The sequence below is a fragment of the Jatrophihabitans lederbergiae genome (assembly GCF_031845305.1).
In the GTDB taxonomy this organism is placed as follows: Bacteria; Actinomycetota; Actinomycetes; order Mycobacteriales; family Jatrophihabitantaceae; genus Jatrophihabitans_A; species Jatrophihabitans_A lederbergiae.
Window position 1 is genome coordinate 1 of sequence record NZ_JAVREH010000061.1, and the last position, 19,782, is coordinate 19,782.

The following is a 19,782-nucleotide window of genomic DNA, read 5'->3' on the forward strand; positions in this document are numbered from 1 at the left end:
ACCGGCATGTGGAACCGGCGAACCGAGCGACTCGGCCAAATTGTCATGCCCCCACGGCACAATCGGAAACCACAGAGGCTTCCGCCTCAACAACGACGACCAACAGGCGCTGCGTGAAAGTTTCGGGTTAGGTCCTGATCCAGCTGGTCGAGGTTCTCTCGGCTCTCAACCAGGAATTCCTGGATGATTTCCTCGTCGGTCATTGGCCGTCCAAGCGAGTGGGGAACTGATCGACCGCCGGCCGACCTAGCTGTGGAATGTGTTCTGGTCTTCCATCGGCCGTCCCGTGCGGTACCTGAGCGAGCTCTTCGACATGCAGGAGGTTGTCGCTGACGGCTTTGCGGCTTCTGTCTGGACGCGTTCGGCTGTCGGTGACTGCCACAAGTCGCTCCATTAAAGACCGCCCGGCCGGTTTCAATTACCCGATCGGAACTCCTGAAAAAGCCCGTCACGAAGTTATACGCGGTGCCTCGGCGATTACATGCAGTCACCGCAACGGGGTCTTGTGGTATGAAGACGGGTGTCATACGCCCCGCATCAGAGAGACGGTTCGTGATCCCCAGCCCACCGCGTACACAGACCGTGGCCCGGCACCTGACCGACGAGCCGCATCCAGCAAGCCGCTTGGTGGTCGGGCGGCAGGCCATCACCGACGCCAGTGGTGACGCGATCGGTTACGAGCTGCTGTTCCGGACTGTCGACGGCGAGGGCCCGGCGCAATCGAAGCTCTCGGGCGACGAGATGACGAACGAGGTACTTTATGGGGCTCTGAATATCGGCCTGCGATACCTCGTCGGCTCCAAGCTCGTATTCTGCAATGCCGATCGTGGCCTGCTCGTCGAGGCAATGCCTATAACGTTACCGCCCGCCAGCACGGTGATCGAGATTCTCGAGACCGTTATGCCGGAACGTGAGGTGCTGGAGGGTTGTCACCGATTGCGCCGTCGAGGTTATGAATTCGCACTCGACGACTTCACCTGGTTTGAAGGTGCCGAGGAATTTCTGGAATTAGCATCCTATGTGAAGATCGACGTCCAGGCCGTGCGGGGCAATGACCTTTCCGTGTTGATCGACAAGATCCGTCCGTACACCGTGTGTCTGCTGGCAGAGAAGGTAGAGGACGCGACGGAATTGCCGCGGCTGAAGCGGCTTGGATTCGATCTGTTCCAGGGTTATGCGATAGAGCGTCCGAAGATCATGTCGCGGCGGGTGCTCGAACCGAGCACCCTGGCCCGTATCAAGCTCGCCGCCACGCTCGCGGGCGACGAGGTGGACCTCGACGAGCTGGAACGCATCCTGCGCGGCGAACCGGGGCTCACCCACCAGGTTCTGCAGTTGGCGGCGACCGGCCAGCTGGGCGGGATGCTGCGCAACGTCGGCACCATCCGGCAGGCAGTCGTGCTGCTCGGCACCAGGCGGATTCAGGGCTGGATCGCGCTATTACTCGCGCACTCGGTGGGCGCCAGTTCGTACGACACGCTATTGACCGTCCTCATCCGCGCGCGAGCGTGTGAGCTGCTCTCAGTGCTGGTGCCATCGGTATCGAGTCAAACGGCTTTTGCCGCCGGGATGATTTCGGCTTTCGACGTGTTACTCGACGTGCCGGCCGAGGAACTGGCCAGTACGTTGCCGCTGACTGACGAGTTACGAGAAGGCGCGTTCGGCTCCACGAGCCCGTTGGCAGAGATCGTGCGGGACGTCATCGATTACCAAACGGGATCGCCGACGCTTCCGCCGATGCTGAGCAACATCGCCTCGGCTGATTTCGACGTTGCGTTCGCGAGTGCGTTCGCCTGGGCCGTCAGTCATGCCGCCACTGTCGAATAACCGCACGGCTGCAACCGTATGAGGCGTTGGGCGGCCGTTACTCCACGATCGGGCCGCGGCCGATGGCCAGCCGTTCCACCAGGTCTGCCCCGTGCCCGGCGTGGGGAAGCTCGCGGATCTCGATCCGCAGCCGGCTCGCGGCGGCGCGGTAGGACGGCACGTCGAGCACGTCGAGCACGGCCTGCCCGACCTGCTGTGGGCTGCAGGTCACCGGGTCGAGAACCTTGGCGACCCCGAGTGCGGCACACCGGTCGCCATTCAACGGCTGGTCGGCACCCATCGGCAGCAGCACGGAGGGAACACCGAAGGCCAAGGCACCGATCACGCTGCCGGACCCGGCGTGTGAGACGACCGCGGCGCAGTGCGGTAGCAGGCTGGCGTGCGGGATGAACCGCTCGACCCGGACGTGTGCCGGTTGCTCGCCGAGCTCGCGCGGGTCCAGTTCGCGGCCGACGGTGACGATCACATCGGCGGCCAGGTCGCGCAGTCCGGCGAGTACGCGGCCGAAGAGATCGCCCGACTCCTGATGGAAGATCGTGCCCAGGGTGAAGTACACGGTGGGCCGGTCACCGGGCGGCGCCGGGCCGGTGTCGCCGACGGCTTCCAGTACCGCCGGACGCAGGTGATGGGCCGTCGACGGCAGCGGGTCCGTCGGGTCCCGGTAGCTCGGCGGTACCGGGGTCAGCGTCAGGTACCGGTGCAGCATGCTCAGGGCCGGGTCCGCGCCCAGCCCGTATTGGGCTCGCAACGCGGTCAGCGGATCGGCGACCAGGGCGGCGCGGATCATGCCGCCGGCCGCCAGCACGGTCACGCCGGCGTGCGGGATTTCCAGTGCCTCCGCGGCGACGGCGGCACCGAAGTCCAGCTCGTCCCGGATGATCGCGTCAGGCTTCCAGTGACCGGCAATCTCCCGGACCCGTCCGGCCCGTTCGGTCGCGATCCGCCCAGCGAAGGTGCCGCGGACCGCCTGCTCCTCGGCGTTCCGGTCCAGGGTCACGAGTGGCCGGCGTGCGGACGGATCGAGCAAGGTCCTGCCCCCACTGGCAATGGCAATGAGGCCCTCCGCCTCGACCGTGCGAACCATCAGCTCCTGGCAGGCGTAACGAACCTGATGCCCACGCGCTGCCAGCTCGCGTGCGATCGGCAGCGTCGGCAGGAAGTGGCCGTTGCCGCCGGCGAAGGTGAACAGGAATAGCACCGGGGCAGCATGCCATCCCCGCTAGGTCGAGGACCGGATGACCGCGGTGCCACCCATCTCGTACAGCGGGTTGTAGATGGTGGTCAGCGGCGGTTCGGCAGGTGCGGCTGCTGCGATGTCGTCGAAGCCTTTATGCTGCGCGGCCTGCCACCCGTGCTTGCGATACGGCGGGCACATGCATGATTGCTCGAACTGATTAAGGATTTACGAATCTTTGTCAGAGTCTTGCGGGGAAGTGTCGCCGAGTATAGTGTGGCGACACTGCGGAAATCAGGCTGTAACCGATCATCGAGGACGCCCATGCAACGCTTGCCGCTCCGACTTCGCCCCGTGACCGTCCTGCTGGCAGGGCTGGCGCTCGCCTGCGCTGGGCCGGCGTCCGCTACTGCCTTACCCGCAGCAACCGGTTCACCCGCCGCTGCGGCTGCCCTGCCGCTCGGCGGGGCCGGTGGCGCGGCGCGCTTCAGCGCGGTGGGCGCGCACCTGCCGTTTCGCGAGTACCAGGCCGAAGATGCCCGGACGACCGGCACGGTGATCGGACCGGACCGCGCCTACGGCACGCTTGCCGCCGAAGCTATCGGCCGCAAGGCCGTTCGTCTCGACGCAGCCGGCAGGTATGTCGAGTTCCGGTTGGCCCGGGCCGCCAACGCCGTAGATGTGCGTTACAGCGTTCCGGACTCCCCGAACGGCGCCGGCCTCGACGGCGAGCTCGCAGTGCAGGTCAATGGCGCGCACGCGAGCTCGTTGGCGGTGACCTCGCGCTACAGCTGGTACTACGGCCAGTACCCGTGGAGCAACGATCCGGCGGACGGTGGACGCCGCCAGCTCTATGACGACTCCCGGCTGATGTTCGGCAAGACACTGCCCGCCGGCACCCGGGTGCGGCTGACGCTGGCCGACACCGCGAAGCTGGCGTGGGCCGTGGTCGACCTCGCCGACTTCGAACAAGTGGCGGCCCCGGGCAGGCAGCCGGCCGGCTCCCTGTCGGTGCTCGACTTCGGCGCGGACCCAACCGGCGCCGTAGATTCCAGCGACGCCATTCAGCGGGCGATCGACGCCGCCTCATCGCAGCGTCGGACGCTGTGGCTGCCCCGCGGCACCTTCACCGTTACCCGGCACCTGATTGTCGACCGGGTCACCATCAGGGGCGCCGGCCCGTGGTACTCCGTCCTGCATGGCAGCGGTGTCGGCGTGTACGGCAACTACGCCCCGCATGCCAGCTCGCACGTCCGGCTGTCGGACTTCGCGATCATGGGCGAGACGACGGAGCGCGTCGACGCGGACCAGGTAAACGGCATCGGCGGGTCGCTGGCACATTCGAGCGCCGACGACATCTGGATCCAGCACACCAAGGTCGGTGCCTGGTTGGACGGCCCGTTCGACGGCCTGCGCCTGAGCCGGTTACGGATTCTCGACCAGACCGCCGACGGTGTGAACTTCCACGACGGGATCACCAACTCCTCCGTCACCGACAGCTTCGTCCGCAACACCGGTGACGACGGCCTGGCGATGTGGTCCGAGCACCACCCTGATACCGGCGATGTCTTTGCGCGCAATACCGTGCAGATTCCCACGTTGGCCAACAACTTCGCCGTGTATGGCGGCAGCGACAACCGGGTCATCGGCAATCTGGCCACCGACAGCCTCACCCAGGGCGGTGGCATCCACGTCGGCAACCGGTTCGGCGCGGTGCCGCTGGCCGGCGACACCAAGATCACCGGCAATGTGCTGGTGCGCACCGGCAGCATCGACCTGGCCACCCACATCGGAGAGGGCGCGATGTGGTTCTACGCTGCGGACGAGCCGATGAGCGGCGTGGTGGATGTCGATCACAACGTTATCTACGACAGCTCCTACGAGGCGGTGCAGTTCGTGGGATCGACGATCACCAATGTGCGCTTCGACCATGATCTGATCGTCAAGACGGGCACGTTCGCCGTGCAGCTGAACGCACCCGGCGCCGCGACCTTCAACCACGTCGTCGCAACCCAACTCGGCGCCGGCGGACGCTACGACTGCTCCTCGGGATTCACCATCACCGCGCGTGACAGCTACGGCTGGTCCGACACCCACTGCGGCTACCCGGCGCCGGGCGCACTCACCATCAGCGCGCAGAACCTGCAGTTCGTGACGGACGGCATCGGCAGTCCCAGCGAGCCGCAGACGGTGACCGTCACCAACCCCACCTCTCGGTCAGCGCATATCGAGTCGATCAGCACCACCGGGACGTACTCGATCTCGACGGACTGCCCGACGTCGCTGCCCGCGCACGCGTCCTGCGCCGTGCGGATCGTCTTCCTTCCGACCGCGCACGGAGATCGCACCGGCGCGCTGACCATCTCGGACGGAACGCCCGCCGGTCGCTACCAGGTGTACCTGCAGGGCAAGGTGGTGCAGAGCACCGTCGGCAACCTGGCAGCCGGCAAGTCGGTGACGGCCAGCAGTGAGATCGGCGGATTCCCCGCAGCCAACACCACTGACTCCAATACCGACACCTACTGGGAAAGCGCCGCCAACGCCTTTCCGCAGACTCTGACGGTCGATCTCGGCGGTGTCCAGGCGGTGTCCCGAGTCGCGCTGAAATTGAACAGCGGTTGGGGCGGCCGGACCGAGAGGTTCGCGGTCTCGGGTAGCTCGGACGGCGTGCACTTCAGCACGCTGAGCCCCGCCAGTGACTACGCCCTCGATCCGGGAACCAACAACAACACCGCCAATGTCACGTTCGCGGCCGCCCAGGAGCGCTACGTCAGGGTCGAGGTCACCGGCAACACCGGCTGGCCCGCCGCGCAGGTGGCCGAGTTCGAGGTCTACGCCTCCTGAGGCTGTTCTCACTGACCCGCTCCGTCCATCCGCCGCTCCGGCTGCGGCCACCCGCACGCCTCGTCGAGCCGGCGAGTTGGAAGGAACATCCGTGACCCTGTCCGCATCCCGCTTTCGGCTGAGGCAGCTACTCGCCGTGCTGGTGGCCCTCGCCTTGGCCTCGGGCGCGCTCGGGGCGCACGCCGCCGCGGCGTCGGCCGCCGCCGCCGCGACCACCACCTACCAGGCCGAGGACGCGTCGCTGTCCGGGGGCGTGGTATTCGGCTCGGACCACACCGGTTACACCGGCACTGGGTTCGTCGGCGGCTACACCGACGCCAACAAGGGCAGGGCGGCGACCACCTTCTCGGTCAACAACGGCACGGCAGGGGCGTACACGGCCTCGCTGCGCTACGCCAACGGCACGTCCGCGACGATGACGTTGACCATGACGGTCAGTGGCGGCGGCTCGCGACAGCTCACGCTTGCGGCAACCGCCGATTGGAACACCTGGACCACGCACACCGAGACGATCACGCTGCCGGCGGGCGCGGCCACCATAGCCGTGGCGTTCGGCAGCGCCGATAGTGGCAATGTCAACCTGGATGCTCTGGCCCTCACCCCGGCAGCCGCTCCGGCGTCGGTGCAGTTGGAGGCCGAGAACACTGTGCTGGCCGGCGGCGCGGTGGTGGGCTCGGACCACACCGGGTTCACCGGCACCGGATTCGTCGGAGGTTTCACCGATGCCAACAAGGGCACGGCTGCGATCACCTTCAGCCCGTCCTCGTCCGGCTCGGTCAGCCTGGCGCTGCGCTATGCCAATGGCACCGGTTCGCCGCACACCCTTTCGCTATACGTCAACGGTCAGAAGTCCAGCCAGATCAGCTTGCCCGCGACCACGGATTGGAACAGCTGGAGCACCCACGTCGACACAGTGACGCTGGCGGCCGACTCCACGGTCTCCTACCGGTATGACACCTCGGACAGCGGCAACGTCAACCTCGACAACCTCACCGTCGCCGCGGCCGCACCGACGCCGGTCTCGGTGACCAACCCCGGAGGTCAGACCTCGACCGTGGGTAGCGTGATCTCGCTGCAGCTGACTGCTGCCGGGGGCACCCCGCCGTACACCTTCGCTGCCACCGGACTGCCAGCCGGGCTGTCCGTCTCGTCCGCCGGGGTGGTCTCCGGCACCCCGACGACCGCCGGGACGTACTCGGTCACCGTGACGGCCAAGGACGCGGCAGCCGCGAGCGCGCAGGCGAGCTTCTCGTGGACGGTCAACGCCGCCGGCTCAGGACAGACCTACGAGGCCGAGACCGCGTTCTTCGCGGGTGGCCCCGTAACGTCCGCGGCCACGTCGGGTTACACCGGCGCCGGATACCTCACGAGCTTCGGCACGGTCGGCGCCCGGACCACCATCTCGGTCAGCGCCACCGCGGCCGGCGCCGCCACCGTGACGGTGCGCTATCTCAACACCACCGGCACAACGCAGACCATCGGCGTCAGCGCCAACGACCTGGCAGTCGGGCAGCTGAGCCTGCCTGCAGGCAGTGGCTGGCTCACCGCGAGCCAGAGCGTCGTGCTGCGAGCCGGCTTGAACGCGATCACCTATCGGCACGCGGGCGCTGACAGCGCGCAGGTCAGCCTCGACAATGTCACGGTCTCCTCCGGTCAGGTTCTGGCCAGCCGCGGCGCGACGGTGCCGTACACCGAGTACGAGGCAGAGTCGGCCAGCACGACCGGAACCGTGCTGGCGGCCAGCACCACGTATCTGGACGAGACCGCGGAAGCATCCGGCCGGCGCGCGGTCCGACTTTCCGCCGCCGGTGAGTATGTCAGGTTCACCCTGACCCAGCCGACCAACTCGATCGTCGTGCGCTACTCGATCCCGGATTCGGCCGACGGCGCTGGGCAGACCGCTCCGTTGAGCCTGTACGCAAACTCGACGAAGGTCGCCGACCTGTCGCTGACATCGGTCTACAGCTGGGTGTACGGGGGGTATCCCTATACCAACGTCGTATCCCAGGGGTCGCCGCACCACTTCTTCGACGAGATCCACGCCCAGATCGGATCTTGGCCGGCGGGCACCACGCTGACCCTGCAGCGGGACGCCGCCGACACCGCGGCCCATTACGACATCGACCTGATCGACACGGAGCAGGTCGCAGCCGCTACCACCCAGCCGGCCGGGTACGTGTCGGCAACCTCCTACGGCGCTGTCGCCAACGACGGTGCCGACGACACGAGCGCCCTCAACAGTGCGGTCGCCGCGGCGAAGTCGAGCAACTCGGGATTGTGGCTGCCGGCGGGAACGTTCAACGTCTCCAGCCGGATCAACCTGGCGGGCGTCAGCGTCCGAGGTGCCGGCGAGTGGTACACCACCGTGCGCGGGGCCAACGGAAAGGGCGGCTTCTTCGCTACCGGTAATGACGTGCATATCGCCGACCTGCTGATAGCCGGCGACGTCCGCTACCGCGACGACCAGAACTTCGACACCGGCATAGAGGGTAACTTCGGTACCGGATCGAGCGTGCAGAACGTCTGGATAGAGCACACCAAGGTCGGCATGTGGATCGACTCGGGAACTCGCGGCCTGCTCGTCACGGGTGTGCGCATCCGGGACACCTTCGCCGACGGGGTCAACATCCACGCCGACGTTCAGGACAGCCAGTTCACCCAGAGCACCGTACGCAACACCGGCGATGACGGTTTGGCGATGTTCTCAGAGGGCAGCCCCGTCACCCGGTGCGGCTTCCTCTTCGACAACGTGCAGTTACCGATGCTGGGCAACCTCATCGGGGTGTACGGGGGAACCTCCAACCGGGTGGAGGACGATGCTGTCTATGACAGCGTGACCGCCTCTGCCGGAGTGGCCGTCAGCACCAGATTCAGCCCGGTTCCCTTCAGCGGCACCACCTCGGTGCAACGCAACACCCTGGTCCGCACCGGCGGCTACGACCCGTACCTCAACACCGTCATGCCGGCGCTGTGGATCTACGCCGACACCGCGGACATCACCTCCCCCACGGTGGTGGCCAATCTGTCCATCAGCAACAGCACCAATGAGGCGGTCCTGCTGAGCCACGGCGGCCACGCCATCACCAACCTGTCCTTGGACCACGTGACGATCGCCGGCGCCGGCACCTATGGCATCCAGACCGACGCGGTGACCGGAAGCGCCGCGCTGTCGTACGTGACGGTCAGTGGAGCGACCTCCGGCGGCCTGTCGAACCCGGCCGGTTACACCTTCGTCCGGGGCGCGGGCAACAGCGGTTTCTGACCCGCAGACCACAGAGCTCCGTGCGCTGGACGCCTGCTGAGCGTGCGAGCTCTGTGGTGCGATGGGAGGGATACCGATTCCGGGCGGTGGTTACTCGCCTTGGGCCAGCTGCGAGACGCGCTGCCATTCGCGCCAGGTAGCCAGCCGGGATTCGTAGTCCTTCTCGGCGATGATCGTCCACTCGCGGCCGAAGCCGCGCGAGGTTCCGGTAATGAACCACACTTTCGATGTCATGCCTTCCTGCTTACCCGCAACGTCGGTTCAGATGCCAACCGGTCGGTGCGAACTAGCGTGCACTCCTGCAAGAACTGAACAGATAGCTGTAGCTGTACGGCACTTCTGCTTAATATCTGCGCAACCCCTTGTGATGTCGGACGTGGAGTCTTATGGTCGCTGCACCCTCCCGACGTACGTCTGAGCGTCGACAAGCCTCGGCCTCTTCAAGTGAAACGAGCCCTTCGATGTCACCCACCCTTCCCGGATTTGCGGTGCGCACATTCAACCCGTCCCCGCGCTTGGTTGCCGCGCTCGCTGTCACGACGGCGGCCACCCTGGGCCTCACCGTCGCCGTCGGAACCGGCGCCGCGTCAGCTGCTCCGGCTCCCGCGTCCCCCGTGGTCACCCGTGCCGGCCTAGCTCCGTCCCTGGTCGCGGGTCGTGGTGCCAGCGTCGACTTCGCCGAGCAGGAGGCCGAGAATGCCTCGACGAACGGCACGGTGATCGGCCCGGACCGGTCGGCGTACACGCTGGCGGCGGAGGCGTCGGGCCGCAAGGCGGTGAGCCTCAGTTCCGGTGAGTTCGTCGATTTCACCCTGCCCGGCGCGGCAAACGCGATCACCGTGCGCTACAGCATTCCGGACGCGCCCACCGGTGGCGGGATCACCGCGCGGCTGAACGTGACGGTCGACGGCGGCCACAAGAAGAGCATGACCCTGACGTCGCGGTACGCCTGGCTGTACAATCTGTACCCCTTCTCCAACGATCCGAACGCCGGCGTGCTCCACCCGGACTGGTGGATCACCGAGTGCTCCTGCGTGCCGGCTGCGACGACGCCTGCCCCGACGATCGCGACGCCGTTCCGGCCGAACCACTTCTACGACGAGCAACGCCTGCTACTGGGGCGTACCTACGCCGCGGGGAGCACCGTACGGCTGGCGGTTCCGCGCGGGAGCCGGGGCGTCTCCACCGTCATCGACCTGCTGGATTCCGAGCGCGTCGCCGCCCCGCACGTCGATCTCCGCGCGGCGAATGTGCTGCTGTTCGGGGCTGATCCGTCCGGTCGACGCGATTCGGCCGGTGCGTTCGACAAGGCGATCGCCTTCGCCAAGCGCTGGCACCTGAAGGTCTACATTCCGCCGGGCACCTACCAGGTCAACCGGCACATCATCGTGGACCATGTGACGATCGAGGGCGCCGGCAGTTGGTACACGATCATCAAGGGCCACCAGGTCACCCTCGCGACACCGGCACCGGACGGATCGGTGCACACCGGTGTCGGCTTCTACGGCAAGGAGGCCTCAGTGGGTGGCAGCAGGAACGTCCACCTGTCCGGCTTCGCCATCGAGGGTGACGTTCGCGAGCGCATCGACACCGACCAGGTGAACGGTATCGGCGGCGCGCTGAGCGACTCCACGATCGAAGGTTTGTACATCCACCACACCAAGGTGGGCATGTGGTTCGACGGTCCGATGACGAACCTGCGGATCACCCACAACGTCATCGCTGATCAGATCGCCGACGGTATCAACTTCCACACCGGGGTAACGAATTCTCTGGTATCCAACAACTTCCTGCGCAACACCGGGGACGACGGGCTGGCCATGTGGTCGGAGAAGATCGAGGATGCTCACGACGTGTTCGACCACAACACCGTGCAGACGCCGGTGCTTGCCAACGGCATCGCGCTCTACGGTGGCACCGACAACACCGTGTCGAACAACCTGATCGCGGACCCGATCCGTGAGGGCAGCGGCATCCACATCGGGTCACGCTTCGGTGCCGAGCCGTTCACCGGGCACGTGTGGATCACGGACAACACGACGGTCCGGGCCGGGACTTTCGAGCTGAACTGGAAGATCGGCCTCGGGGCGATCTGGTTCTACGCACTGGAGAGGAACATCGACGCCAACATCGAGGTGGTCGGCGACAACTTCCTGGACAACACCTACAATGCGATTCTGCTGGTCACCGACTTCCCGGTGAAAGACCAGTTCTCCATCACCGGAGTGCACTTCAAGGACATCAAGGTGGACGGCACGGGGACGTCGGTGGTCAGCGCCCGGTCGGCCGGATCCGCGACGTTCGAGAACGTGGACGCCCGCAACGTCGGCGCGGTCGGCGTGAACAACTGCGGATCGTTCCACTTCTCACCGGCCGGTTCGGAGTTCTCGCTGCTGGACCTCGGCGGCAACGACGGGGGCGGGACGACCGGACCGTGGCTGGCGCCGTGGGAGCTGCCGAACACCATCACCTGCGACGACCGGCCGCCGGTCGTGGCGCCGCCCGCACCGTCCGCGTGGTGAGCTAGCTGTATTAGCTAGCCACCGCCCTGCCGCCACTCGGGGCAGGATGGGGCCATGAGCACAGATGAGGTGCGCGACGGCGTCACACTGACGAATCTCGACCAGCCGCTGTTCGACGGAGCAGGCGCCACCAAGCGGCAGCTGGTGGACTATCTCGACGCCGTGCGCGATCGGATCATTCCCGGGTTGCGTGACCGGCCGCTGTCGGTGGTGCGGGTGCTCACCGGCCAGGCACCGTTCATGCAGAAGAACGTGCCGAAGTACACGCCGCCCTGGGTGGTGACCGTGTCGCTGTGGGCGGATTCGTCCAAGCGTGAGGTGTCCTACGCGCTTTGCAACGACCGCCGGACGCTGCTGTGGTTCGGCAATCAGCGTGCGGTGGAGTATCACCCGACCCTGTTCCAGATGGACGAGCCGGACCAGCCGACGCACCTGGTGCTGGACATCGACCCGCCGGAGGGTCCGTCGTTCGGATTGGCCGTCCAGGCGGCGTACCTGGTTCGCCAGGCGCTGTCGGACGCAGGCTTGGCCGGTGCCGTGAAGACCAGCGGCGCGAAGGGCGTGCATGTGTTGGTGCCGGTCACCGGCTGCACCCGGGAAGAGGTGGCGGCGGTGACGCGCGCCCTTGCCGTCCGAGCCGAAAGGCTCGACCCGGCTCTCGCCACCACGGCGTTCGTGCGCGAGGACCGCGAGGGCAAGGTCTTTCTGGATTCTACCCGCGCCGGTGGCGCCACGGTCGTGGCGGCGTACAGCCCGCGGTTGCGACCCGGCGTGCCGGTGTCGTTTCCGGTGGCCTGGGGCGAGCTGGACGGAGTCTCGCCGGGGGATTTCACCGTGCACACAGCAGCGGATTTGCTGTCGGACGGGAACCCGTGGGCGGCGTTGATGCCGGAGCCGCAGCGGTTGAGCTCGGAACTGATCGAGGAGGGACGGCTGATTCCGGTCGCTCGGGTGCAGGCGATGCACGAGGGCAAGCGCCGGGCACGCGCGCGTCGTGAATCCGGGGTCTGAGGACGTCACCATTTGGTGAACTGTGCCAGGTTTTCCACCATGCCATCCCGCGGTGGATCGCAGGTCCAACCGAGCTGCCGGAGGACAGCCGCCGCGCCGTCGGTGTCGAGTTCGCGGAGGCCGTGCGACCGGCGGAGCAACGGCGATGGCTTTCAGGAAACTCCCAGCTAGTTGCCAGCCGACACGAATCGACAGGCACCACACTGGAACAGTGACTGCTCCGATGGTGAGGGAAGGCAATGCGGTGAGCCAGCAGAAGACCGCCGAGGCACGGCTGCTGGTCGTCGAGGACGACCCCAACATCGTGGAGCTGCTGTCCGCGAGCCTGCGCTACGCCGGGTTCGAGGTGCAGACGGCGACCGACGGGCAGCAGGCGCTGCGCGCGGCGCGGGACTACCAACCGGACCTGATGGTTCTGGACGTGATGATGCCGGGCATCGACGGGTTCGAGGTGGTACGCCGGCTGGCGGCAGAGGGCAACCGGTGCCCAGTCGTGTTCCTGACAGCTCGCGATGCCGTCGAAGACAAGATCACCGGGTTGACCGTCGGCGGCGATGACTACGTCACCAAACCGTTCAGTCTGGACGAGGTCCTTGCACGCATCCGCGCGGGGCTGCGCCGGGCCACCGCCGGAACCGTCGCGGGCGCTCCGGCGGCGCGGCTGACCTTCGCCGACATCGAACTGGACGACGACACCCACGAGGCATGGAAGAACGGGCAGCTCGTGCCGTTGTCGCCGACCGAGTTCAAGCTGCTTCGTTACTTTCTGGAGAACCGTGGCCGGGTACTGAGCAAGGCCCAGATCCTCGACCACGTATGGAGTTACGACTTCGGTGGGGACGCCAACGTTGTCGAGTCCTACGTGTCGTACCTTCGTCGCAAGATCGACACCACCGAGCCGCGGCTGCTGCACACCCTGCGCGGTGTCGGCTACGTGCGCGTGTGCCGCGGCCGTAATGCTGGGACCGGTCAGCGCCGCCGCGGGCTGGGTATCCCAGGTACGCGCGCGCACGCCCTTGCGCGTGAAGCTCGTCGCCACCCTGCTGTTGCTGGTGTTTCTCGCTCTCGCCGGGTCCGGTGTGGCCGCTTCCACGACCATGCGCAGCTACCTGGTCGGGCGGGTGGACACCCAGTTGGCCTCGGTGCAACGTCCCCTCACCGAGCACCAGGGCACCGACAACGGCGACGGTGATGGGCACGGCGGATCGCGGCTGCCAAGCGCATACGTCGCCGAGACCACCGACGCGACCGGCACGATTGTGTCGGGTCCGACCAGCAAGCTGGTCAACGCCGACGAGCCGTTGCCCCGGTTGCCACACCTGACCGGCGCGCAGAGCACGGCGGCCGGGTCGCACTTGTTCACCGTCGGCGCAGTTCGCGGTGACGGCCAGTGGCGGGTGTTGGCCTCGCCGGTCACTCTCACCGACGGATCGACCGGCACGGTCCTGATCGCGCAGAGCCTGGCCGATGTGCAGAGCACGGTGAAGCGCCTGGTGCTGCTGCTGGTGATCGTCGGCGCGGCGACGCTCGTCGTCCTGGCCGGCGTCGGTTACGTCATCGTCCGGGCCAGCCTGCGGCCACTGCGAGAGGTCGAGCGCACCGCCGCGCAGATCGCTGCCGGGGACCTGACCCACCGGGTGCCGCAAGCCCATCCGCGCACCGAGGTCGGCCACCTCTCCCAGGCGCTCAACACCATGCTGGCCGAGATCGAAACGGCGTTCGCCGAGCGCGGAGCCTCGGAGCAGGCCGCCCGCTCGTCGGAGGAACGCATGCGCCGCTCGGAGGCTGCCGCGCGGCGGTCCGAAGAGCGGATGCGGCGTTTCGTCGCGGACGCCAGCCACGAGCTGCGCTCGCCGCTGACGACCATCCGGGGGTTCGCCGAGCTGTACCGGCAGGGCGCTGTCACCGATGATGCCGACGTCGGCCGCCTGATGCGCCGGATCGAGGACGAGGGCAAGCGGATGGGTGTGCTGGTCGAAGACCTGCTGTTGTTGGCGCGGCTGGACCAGGAGCGGCCGCTGACGCAGGCGCCGGTGGACCTGCTCGCGCTTGCCGGCGATGCGGTTCAGGACATTCGGACCGTCGCTCCCGACCGTCCGGTGCGGCTGAAGGTGGGCACCACGGATCCGCCGCCGGTCGTCATCGGGGACGCGGGCAGGTTGCGCCAGGTGTTGGCGAACCTGCTCACCAACGCCGTCAAGCACACTCCCGCGGGAACTCCGGTGACCGTCACCGTGACCACCGGAATCGGCGCGGACAGCGGACAGCCGTCGGTGACGCTGACCGTGTCCGACGAGGGCCCCGGCCTGTCGGCTGAGGCGGCAGCCCGGGTATTCGAACGGTTCTACCGAGCTGATCCCTCCCGCAACCGGGTCGATGGCGGGACGGGGCTGGGCCTTGTGATCGTCGCCGCCCTGGTCGCCGGTCACGGCGGGACGGTCGGCGTTGATACCGCTGCCGGAGCGGGAGCGTGCTTTCGGGTCGAGCTGCCCTTGGCCACCGTGGCCAGTACCGCGTCGTGACCCGTTCACAGCAACCTTGCAGGTTGACCGCAGACCGATCCCAGGCTGGACGACGATAAATAGAGCATGACCTCAACGACCCCGCTTGTGAACGGCCTTCCGACGGGAACCGTGACGCTTGCCGTCCTCGGCAGCGCTGCGCCGTCCGTGGAGCGGCTCCGTGCGGCGCTGGCCGGGCCGCCCACCGCCTCGACCTGCAGCTGGCAGGTCGTGCAGGGTGCCACGCCGTCGGCCGAAATCGCCCTGTGCGACACACCGGAAAGCATCCGCACCGCGCTCGAGCGCTGGCCGGATGTGACCGTCGTGGCACTGGTGCCTGCCCGCGACGACGAGAACGCCGTCCTCACGGCTCTGAACGCCGGCGCGAGCGTCTGCGTCCGCGGCGCGGAGGCTCCGGTGGTCGCTGCCTACCTGCAGTCCGTGGCCCGCCGCCAGGGCTTGCTCGGCGACGGGAGTGTGCGATGACCATGCTGACGAACCGGTCTTCCATTGACGTGGCACCGTCGCCCGGCGCCCCGGCAGCACCGCCTCGCTCGGTGCAGACAGGGGCGCATCCGAACGCCGTCCTGGCCGCCATCGGCGCCGGTGCGCTGGCGGCGATCTGGCTGTGGTGGCGCAATACCGGGGCCATCTCTGGCCTCGGTGACTGGCTCACCAACGCCGGTCGGGTGACCGGGCTGCTGGCTGGCTACGGGGTCGTGGTCCTGGTGGCGCTGATGGCCCGCATCCCGCCGTTGGAGCGTGGCATCGGGGCCGACAAGCTCGCGCGTTGGCACGCCAAGGGTGGCCGGTACACGGTGAGCCTGATCACCGCGCACGCGCTGCTGATCATCTGGGGATATTCGATCACCGGTCACACCAACGTCATCAGCCAGAGCGGCACGCTGGTGATGAGCTATCCGGACGTTCTGATGGCGACGGTCGGCGGCCTGCTGTTCATCGGTGTCGGGGCCGTTTCGGCGCGTGCCGCGCGTAGGCGGATGCGGTACGAGACCTGGTATTACCTGCATCTCTATACCTATCTGGCCATTGCGCTGGCCTTCAGCCACCAGTTTGCCACCGGGGCCGAGTTCATCGACAACCGTCTCGCCCGCGTCGTCTGGTCCGCGATGTACGCCGTGGTCGGCGCGGCAATCCTCTGGTATCGCGTCGTCGTCCCGGTGCGGCAAACGCTGCGGCACCGGTTGCGAATTCAGGACGTCTACCCCGAAGGCCCCGGCGTCGTGTCGATCGTCATCGAGGGCAAGCATCTGGACGAGCTGGGCGCGCAGGCTGGTCAGTTCTTCCGCTGGCGGTTTCTGACCCGCGAGTTGTGGTGGGCGTCCAACCCGTACTCCCTGTCGGCGGCTCCGGCGGGGGGCACCCTGCGCATCACCGTCAAGGCCCTCGGTGAGCACAGTGCGGCGCTGGTCCGGCTGCGGCCCGGCACCCGGGTGTACGCAGAGGGCCCGTACGGAGCGATGACCGCGGTACGGCGCCGGCAACGCAAGGTGCTGCTCATCGCCGGCGGCATCGGCATCACCCCGTTGCGCGCGCTGTTCGAAGAGCTGCCGGGTGAGGTAGCGCTGCTCTATCGGGCTCACCAAGATGCCGACGTGGTGTTTCGCCAGGAACTGGGCGTGATCGCCGCCCGGCGTGGCGCCCGGCTGCACGTCGTCACCGGCAGCCGTGCACAACTCGGCTGGGATCCACTGTCGCCGGTAGTGCTCACCGCGAACTTTCCGGACCTGTCCAGCTACGACGTGTACGTGTGTGGCCCCGAGGGCATGGCTCAGGCCGTGGTGGCCGCGCTGCGTGCGGCGAAGGTGCCGCGCAGGCAGATCCATCACGAGTCCTTTGAATTCTGATTTCCCATCACTGGAAGAGAGAACTCTCATGCGCCGCGTTGTACTCGCATTCGCCAGCACCGTCGCAGGGGTGCTAGCCCTCCTGTCGTTCAAGACCCACACCGCCTCGGTTGCCGCCCCACCCGCCGCGGTGAGCACGGTTGGGCCGGGTACCAGCTCTGCTTCGTCTGGCTCTGATTCAGCTGCCTCGTCCTCCGCTCCGTCTGCCTCGCCGTCGTCGTCGGCATCGGCTGCGTCGTCGGCATCGTCTGCGTCCGGGACGAAGACGGTGACCGGCGACTCGGTCAGCACCCAGTGGGGCAATGTCCAGGTCCAGATCACCGTCACCAACGGCAAGATCACCAGCGCCACCGCGGTCGAGTACCCGCAGAACAACGGCCGTGACCAGCAGATCAACGCCTATGCCATTCCGGTGCTGCAGCAAGAGAGCGTCGGCGCGACGAGTGCGAACATCGACATGGTGTCGGGTGCCACCGTCACCAGCGGAGGCTACGTCCAGTCGCTGCAGAGCGCCCTCGATAAGGCAGGCCTCTGAGATGACCGTTGCTCTTCGGGACCGGACCGTGCATGTCGAGCACTGCATGGGGACGGTTTTCACCATCGACATCCGCGACCAGGGCGAGTGGGCCGATGTCATTGCCGAAGTTGTCGCGTGGCTGCATCACGTGGACACGGTGTTCAGCACCTATAAGCCTGATAGCGACATCAGCCGCATCCGCCGCCGTGAACTGCGAGCTGTTGATGCCCACCCGGACGTTCTCACCGTGCTGGAGCTGTGCGCGCGAGTGCAGACGGCGACCGGTGGCTGCTTCAGCGCTATGCCGAACGGAAAGCTCGATCCGACCAGTCTGGTGAAGGGTTGGGCGATCGAACGGGCCGGCGAACTGTTGCGGGCGCGCGGTTCGGTCAACCACGCCGTCAACGGCGGGGGCGACATGCAACTCGTGGGGGAGTCGGCGCCCGGGCGCCCGTGGCGTGTCGGCATCGAGGATCCGCTGAATCGCTCCCGCATCCTTACCGTCGTCAGCGGCCGGGACATTGCGGTCGCGACGTCCGGCACGGCCGAGCGTGGGGCGCACATCCTCGATCCGTTCACCGGGCACGCCGTCACGGGCTACGCCAGTGCCACGGTGGTCGGACCGTCACTGACGTACGCCGACGCGTGCGCAACCGCGGCGTTCGTCATGGGTGCGCGGGCACTGCACTGGGCTGACACGGTGGAGGGTTACGAGATCCTGCTCGTCGACAGCAACGGCAAGATGGGGACGAGCGGCGGCTGGCCTAATTCGTCAGCGGCCCATGCTGACGCGGCAGCTGTTATGGGTGTAGCCGGCACTAATCCGCCGTGGTTACGCGTCAAGTGAACTGAGGTCGGGCGGGACGTCGATGGCGCACTCCTGAAGCACTTCCAGGGGCACGATTCTGAGCACCGCCTCGTTGGTCGAGGCCAGCACCACCGGTGCCGCCACGCCGTCGTTGTACGCACGGGCCCAGTTGACAGCGGTCACGCACCAGCGGTCACCTGGCGTTAGTCCCGGAAAGCCGTACTGCGGCATCGGGGTCGCCAGGTCGTTGCCGATGCGGCGCTGGTGGTTGAGGAACTCGGCGGTGACGACCGCACAGATCGTGTGGCTCCCGCGATCCTCAGGACCGGTGCTGCAGCAGCCGTCGCGGTAGAAACCGGTCACCGGGTCGGTGCCACACGGTTCCAGCTCTTCGCCGAGGACGTTGCGTTCAGTCACCCCCTCAGCATCCCGCATCTCGGCTACAGTCGCACACCCGATGGTCTGCCCGGCCAGGTCGTCACGCGTTCGATGATGCGGTTTTCGCAAGCTGTCGATTTCCTGCAGTTGCAGCGATCAGAAACCCGCGTTAGAGCCCGTGGGCTTGCCCCGGCAGGACGAGCGCCCGGTGTTCAGTGCGTTTATCGGTTGTCGGCGAAGCCGATCGATGAGGTGGGCGTCCCGTGCCGAGCAGGAGTGCAGCACACTGGAGACGTGCATCGGTGGGCGTTGGTATCTGCAGGCATTGCACCGGTTGCGCTGATCGGTGGCTGGACTTGGGCTGCCTCTGTCCAGCCGCGAGGCTTTGATCCGCTCCGAGACACGATCAGCGCCCTGGCAGCCCATGGAGTCACCGACCGCTGGATCATGACGATCGGCCTGGCGATGCTGGGAGCGTGCCACCTGGTGACCGCGGCAGGTCTACCTGACGCTGGCCTCGTTCCGCGCGCACTGCTCATGGTGGGCGGCGCAGCCACGATCGGAGTCGCTGCGCTGCCGCAGCCATCCTCCGGCCATGTTCCAGCGGCCGCGCTCGGGTTCATCGCATTGGCCTTGTGGCCGGCGGCGTGCCGTCTGCCCTGGCGTCGATCAGCCCGTGGCATCACCGTCCTGCTCGTCGCGATGCTGGCCTGGCTTGCAGTGGAACTCCAAGGCGGAAACCTGCTCGGCCTCAGCGAGCGCATCCTTGCCGGTACGGAGGCGCTGTGCCCGCTCGCCTTGGTACTCGCACTTCTCACCAGTCAGCGTCGGCCGACGCGCGTGGCAGGCTCCCGTGCCGGTAAACCATCGAATCCTGGGGACCATGCTCCATCTGGGAGTCGTCCGCGGTCGGGTGCACCGCCGCCCTCATGAAAGCTCCGGGCTAGGGTTAATACCGTTCAGTTAGTGGGTTGTGATCTGGTAGATGGGTGGGTGTTGGGGTCGGGGCCAGGTGGCGTGGTGGGCGCGTTTGACGTGCCATTTGGGCATCTTTCTTTTGATGACGCGGG

Annotated in this window: 15 protein-coding genes and 1 pseudogene; 12 read left to right on the plus strand and 4 right to left on the minus strand. The window is 67.0% G+C overall.

Annotated elements, in window-relative coordinates:
• Positions 1–582: 582 nt before the first annotated feature.
• On the plus strand, positions 583–1,827 hold the full coding sequence (locus RM423_RS21470) for an EAL and HDOD domain-containing protein (protein ID WP_311425093.1): 1,245 nt from the start codon (positions 583–585) through the stop codon (positions 1,825–1,827).
• 37 nt (positions 1,828–1,864) lie between these two features.
• Here RM423_RS21470 and RM423_RS21475 read toward each other — a convergent pair whose 3' ends face one another.
• Together RM423_RS21475 and RM423_RS21480 are read right to left on the minus strand one after the other, a co-directional pair.
• A complete protein-coding gene (locus RM423_RS21475; protein ID WP_311425094.1) occupies positions 1,865–3,025 on the minus strand; it encodes a glycosyltransferase in 1,161 nt (386 codons plus the stop codon).
• 21 nt (positions 3,026–3,046) lie between these two features.
• On the minus strand, positions 3,047–3,202 hold the full coding sequence (locus tag RM423_RS21480) for a hypothetical protein (protein ID WP_311425095.1): 156 nt from the start codon (positions 3,200–3,202) through the stop codon (positions 3,047–3,049).
• A 153-nt stretch (positions 3,203–3,355) separates the two neighbouring features.
• On the opposite strand from RM423_RS21480, the gene RM423_RS21485 reads away from it, so the two are divergent.
• Both RM423_RS21485 and RM423_RS21490 read left to right on the plus strand, forming a co-directional pair.
• On the plus strand, positions 3,356–5,845 hold the full coding sequence (locus RM423_RS21485) for a discoidin domain-containing protein (RefSeq protein ID WP_311425096.1): 2,490 nt from the start codon (positions 3,356–3,358) through the stop codon (positions 5,843–5,845).
• Between the two features lie 91 nt (positions 5,846–5,936).
• Positions 5,937–9,107, plus strand: a complete 3,171-nt coding sequence (locus RM423_RS21490) for a putative Ig domain-containing protein (protein WP_311425097.1) — start codon at positions 5,937–5,939, stop codon at positions 9,105–9,107.
• A gap of 90 nt (positions 9,108–9,197) precedes the next feature.
• Here RM423_RS21490 and RM423_RS21495 read toward each other — a convergent pair whose 3' ends face one another.
• Positions 9,198–9,341, minus strand: coding sequence for a hypothetical protein (locus RM423_RS21495; RefSeq protein ID WP_311425098.1), 144 nt, complete (start codon positions 9,339–9,341; stop codon positions 9,198–9,200).
• Positions 9,342–9,568: 227 nt separating this feature from the next.
• On the opposite strand from RM423_RS21495, the gene RM423_RS21500 reads away from it, so the two are divergent.
• The 8 genes and pseudogenes from RM423_RS21500 to RM423_RS21535 all read left to right on the plus strand — a co-directional run bounded on the left by RM423_RS21500 (position 9,569) and on the right by RM423_RS21535 (position 18,373).
• Positions 9,569–11,629: a glycosyl hydrolase family 28-related protein gene (locus tag RM423_RS21500; protein WP_311425099.1), complete on the plus strand. Its 2,061-nt coding sequence runs from the start codon at positions 9,569–9,571 to the stop codon at positions 11,627–11,629.
• A 54-nt stretch (positions 11,630–11,683) separates the two neighbouring features.
• Positions 11,684–12,640, plus strand: coding sequence for a DNA polymerase domain-containing protein (locus RM423_RS21505; protein WP_311425100.1), 957 nt, complete (start codon positions 11,684–11,686; stop codon positions 12,638–12,640).
• Between the two features lie 223 nt (positions 12,641–12,863).
• Positions 12,864–13,577: pseudogene (locus RM423_RS21510) on the plus strand (response regulator transcription factor); the annotation flags it as partial.
• A 19-nt stretch (positions 13,578–13,596) separates the two neighbouring features.
• A complete protein-coding gene (locus tag RM423_RS21515) occupies positions 13,597–15,162 on the plus strand; it encodes a sensor histidine kinase (protein ID WP_396327820.1) in 1,566 nt (521 codons plus the stop codon).
• Positions 15,163–15,228: 66 nt separating this feature from the next.
• Entirely contained in the window at positions 15,229–15,627 is a 399-nt protein-coding gene (locus RM423_RS21520) for a hypothetical protein (RefSeq protein WP_311425102.1), read from the plus strand.
• A 2-nt stretch (positions 15,628–15,629) separates the two neighbouring features.
• On the plus strand, positions 15,630–17,009 hold the full coding sequence (locus tag RM423_RS21525) for a ferredoxin reductase family protein (protein ID WP_396327822.1): 1,380 nt from the start codon (positions 15,630–15,632) through the stop codon (positions 17,007–17,009).
• A 268-nt stretch (positions 17,010–17,277) separates the two neighbouring features.
• Positions 17,278–17,544, plus strand: a complete 267-nt coding sequence (locus RM423_RS21530) for an FMN-binding protein (protein WP_311425104.1) — start codon at positions 17,278–17,280, stop codon at positions 17,542–17,544.
• Between the two features lies 1 nt (position 17,545).
• On the plus strand, positions 17,546–18,373 hold the full coding sequence (locus RM423_RS21535; RefSeq protein WP_311425105.1) for an FAD:protein FMN transferase: 828 nt from the start codon (positions 17,546–17,548) through the stop codon (positions 18,371–18,373).
• Here RM423_RS21535 and RM423_RS21540 read toward each other — a convergent pair.
• Positions 18,359–18,751, minus strand: a complete 393-nt coding sequence (locus RM423_RS21540; RefSeq protein WP_311425106.1) for a DUF2237 family protein — start codon at positions 18,749–18,751, stop codon at positions 18,359–18,361. The genes RM423_RS21535 and RM423_RS21540 overlap by 15 nt on opposite strands.
• 75 nt (positions 18,752–18,826) lie before the next feature.
• Between RM423_RS21540 and RM423_RS25975 the strand changes: the two genes are divergently transcribed.
• Positions 18,827–19,645, plus strand: a complete 819-nt coding sequence (locus tag RM423_RS25975) for a DUF998 domain-containing protein (protein WP_396327821.1) — start codon at positions 18,827–18,829, stop codon at positions 19,643–19,645.
• Positions 19,646–19,782: the final 137 nt, after the last annotated feature.

Excerpts from the sequence above, each read along its gene's own strand:
- RM423_RS21480 (WP_311425095.1), bottom strand. The coding sequence starts at position 3,202 with ATGTGCCCGCCGTATCGCAAGCACGGGTGGCAGGCCGCGCAGCATAAA.
- RM423_RS21495 (WP_311425098.1), bottom strand. The coding sequence starts at position 9,341 with ATGACATCGAAAGTGTGGTTCATTACCGGAACCTCGCGCGGCTTCGGC.
- RM423_RS21500 (WP_311425099.1), top strand. The coding sequence starts at position 9,569 with ATGTCACCCACCCTTCCCGGATTTGCGGTGCGCACATTCAACCCGTCC.
- RM423_RS21505 (WP_311425100.1), top strand. The coding sequence starts at position 11,684 with ATGAGCACAGATGAGGTGCGCGACGGCGTCACACTGACGAATCTCGAC.
- RM423_RS21515 (WP_396327820.1), top strand. The coding sequence starts at position 13,597 with ATGCTGGGACCGGTCAGCGCCGCCGCGGGCTGGGTATCCCAGGTACGC.
- RM423_RS21520 (WP_311425102.1), top strand. The coding sequence starts at position 15,229 with ATGACCTCAACGACCCCGCTTGTGAACGGCCTTCCGACGGGAACCGTG.
- RM423_RS21525 (WP_396327822.1), top strand. The coding sequence starts at position 15,630 with ATGCTGACGAACCGGTCTTCCATTGACGTGGCACCGTCGCCCGGCGCC.
- RM423_RS21535 (WP_311425105.1), top strand. The coding sequence starts at position 17,546 with ATGACCGTTGCTCTTCGGGACCGGACCGTGCATGTCGAGCACTGCATG.
- RM423_RS25975 (WP_396327821.1), top strand. The coding sequence starts at position 18,827 with ATGCGGTTTTCGCAAGCTGTCGATTTCCTGCAGTTGCAGCGATCAGAA.